Annotated in this window: 2 protein-coding genes and 2 pseudogenes; 3 read left to right on the top strand and 1 reads right to left on the bottom strand. The window is 56.4% G+C overall.

Annotated features, from left to right (window positions below; all coding sequences use genetic code 11):
* Positions 1-795 (bottom strand): annotated as a pseudogene (locus CFR80_RS17710) (transposase); the annotation flags it as partial.
* Positions 796-853: 58 nt separating this feature from the next.
* Between CFR80_RS17710 and CFR80_RS17705 the strand changes: the two are divergent.
* The 3 genes and pseudogenes from CFR80_RS17705 to CFR80_RS17695 form a co-directional block, all read left to right on the top strand.
* Positions 854-1201, top strand: a pseudogene (locus tag CFR80_RS17705) (flavin monoamine oxidase family protein); the annotation flags it as partial.
* On the top strand, positions 1201-1635 hold the full coding sequence (locus CFR80_RS17700; protein ID WP_110507821.1) for a c-type cytochrome: 435 nt from the start codon (positions 1201-1203) through the stop codon (positions 1633-1635). The pseudogene CFR80_RS17705 and the gene CFR80_RS17700, both read left to right, overlap by 1 nt.
* Before the next feature lies 1 nt (position 1636).
* On the top strand, positions 1637-2146 hold the full coding sequence (locus CFR80_RS17695; protein WP_082779549.1) for a RidA family protein: 510 nt from the start codon (positions 1637-1639) through the stop codon (positions 2144-2146).
* Positions 2147-2425: the final 279 nt, after the last annotated feature.

Here is a 2425-nt window from a genome sequence, read left to right as displayed (position 1 = left end):
TCCTGCGAGCAGCGATGCATTCCACCGAGAAAACAAGATTTAGAGAAACGCAGAGAGATAACAAATGTGATCCATTGCATCGAACCGGCCGTCCACATAAGTCATCCAGAATGTTCAGGAGCCGAAAAGCACGTCCATCCATCAGCCTGTCCGCCATAAAATCCATGGACCAGACCCTGTTGGGAAGGGCCGGAACCGACAGCTTTTCAGGCTTTTCGCGAACCAGACGCCTGCGGGGTTTAATCCGCAGGTTGAGTTCCAGTTCCCGATAGATCCGATAAACCCGCTTATGATTCCAGAGCTGTCCCTGCACATTGCGCAGATACAGGAAACACAGACCAAATCCCCATCTCCTGTGAGCCTGGGTCAGTCCCACCAGAAGAGCGGCAATCCTGTCGTTCTCCGCTGCCAGTCGCGGACGATAGCGAAAGCAGGTCTCGGATATCCCAAAAATCCGACAGGCCAGCGCAATGCTGACCCCATGATGCGCCACAGCTTGTGCGGCCAGTTCCCGGCGCTGGGCTGGCCGCTTCATTTTTTTCCAAGGGCTTCCTTCAGGATATCCGTCTGCATGCTCAAATCCGCATACATGCGCTTCAGCCGACGGTTCTCCTCTTCCAGAGCCTTCATCTGACTGATCATCGAAGCATCCATGCCGCCATATTTCGCGCGCCACCGGTAAAACGTGGCGTTGCTAATCCCATGCTCCCGGCACAGGTCAGGAACCGGGACACCGCCCTCAGCCTGGCGGATCACACCCATGATCTGGGCGTCAGTAAAGCGATCACTCTTCATCAGAATCTCCTCAATTCTTACGCTGAGAAAATTCTCATTCAAAAGTCACTCTTTTTATGGGGGGATTACCTTCGGCCCCGCCGCCTATGACTTTGCAGGTATGACGCCGGAGAAACGTATTCAGCGCGCGCTGGATCAGGGCACGGCCATTCATCCGCAGTATCGCAAAGAGTTTTCAAACGGCGTCAGTTTTGCATGGAGCCGCGTGCCCTGGACTTTGGGCTGCTGCTCCATGTGGACGGAGGAAGCCCGGAAAACCCATTACAAAACACTGTGCGCCGTGGATAACCGCCTCGTTCTGGCTGGTGAGCACGCCTCTTACGTCGGGTGCTGGCAGGAGGAGGCCATTCTCTCCGCACTGGATGCCGTGACCCGTCTGCACAAACGCGCGCTGGGAGCCGCCTGATGCGTAAATTTCTGCTTGTAACGTCTCTCTGCCTCACCGCAGGCCTTGCCTCCGCTGCTCTCGCCCCGGTTGCCGCCCATGCGGATAGTGCGAGTGCCGTGGACGGTAAAATGCAGGTCCTGCCGGATGGAGAGGCTATTTATCATCACGTCTGCCAGAGCTGCCATATGCCAGACGGCAAAGGCGCTGTGGGAGCCGGCGCACAGTTCCCGGCTCTGGCCGGCAACCCCAAACTGAAAAGTGCCGAGTATCCTGCTTATGTGGTGCTGAACGGCTTTGGCGGCATGCCCTGGTTTGCCGGACTGCTGAATGACCAGCAGGTAGCCGATGTCGTCAATTACGTTCGCACACATTTCGGGAACCATTATACTGATGCCCTGAAACCAGAAGACGTGTCTGAAATGCGTCCCCATCTGTCAGTAGAGGAAGAATAACGTGCGCCTTTTTAAAAGCCTGATCCCCGCCGCAGCCCTGACGGCTCTGGCTGCCTTCCCTGCTCTGGCGCATGCTGAAGGCGGCGTGATCCGTCATGGTGAGGGGAAATTCCCCATCTCCACCGCGGTGGAAGTCCCCGCCGGGGCCACCACCATTTATCTGAGCGGCATGGGCGCTCCGGTGCAGGACAAAACCGCGCCGCCCAAAAGCCTTGAGGCCTATGGCGACACCCGCGCCCAGACACTCGCCTCTCTCCAGCGCATTGAAGGCGAGCTGAAAAAGCTGAACCTGACCATGGGTGATGTTGTGCAGATGCACATCTATATGGTGGCGGACCCGCGCACAAAGCAGCTGGATTTTGATGGCATGATGAAGGCCTACACCCAGTATTTCGGCACAGAAAAGCAGCCTAATCTGCCAGTGCGCTCCGCCTTTGCCGTGGCTCAGCTCGCCAACCCCGGGTGGCTGATTGAAATTGAAGTAACGGCCGTTCGGACGCCTAAAAAATAAGGCCTGTTGCCTGACAACGAATTCCCCAGCCTATCGCTTTTTAAACCAAAAGACAGGCGGGGGATCTGGGGAAACAGCATCCCGCCTCACACATTTGCAAGTCTCGTCATACACGGCCATCTAAAGGCGCAGGGTATCTTGTTATACCAAGATACCCACAACATGCTCTTTTACGAGGCCTGACGATATGACTGAGCATTTAACAAAACGCTGGCAGACCCTGCCTGCCACCCCGGCCCCTCTGGCCTCCTTTAAAGGACAGCACGCCCCCATTAACGG

It is taken from the genome of Komagataeibacter oboediens (assembly GCF_003207815.1).
Taxonomy (GTDB): domain Bacteria; phylum Pseudomonadota; class Alphaproteobacteria; order Acetobacterales; family Acetobacteraceae; genus Komagataeibacter; species Komagataeibacter oboediens.
The sequence above is the reverse complement of the archived record's forward strand: the minus strand, read 5'-3'. Positions and strand labels throughout refer to the sequence as shown.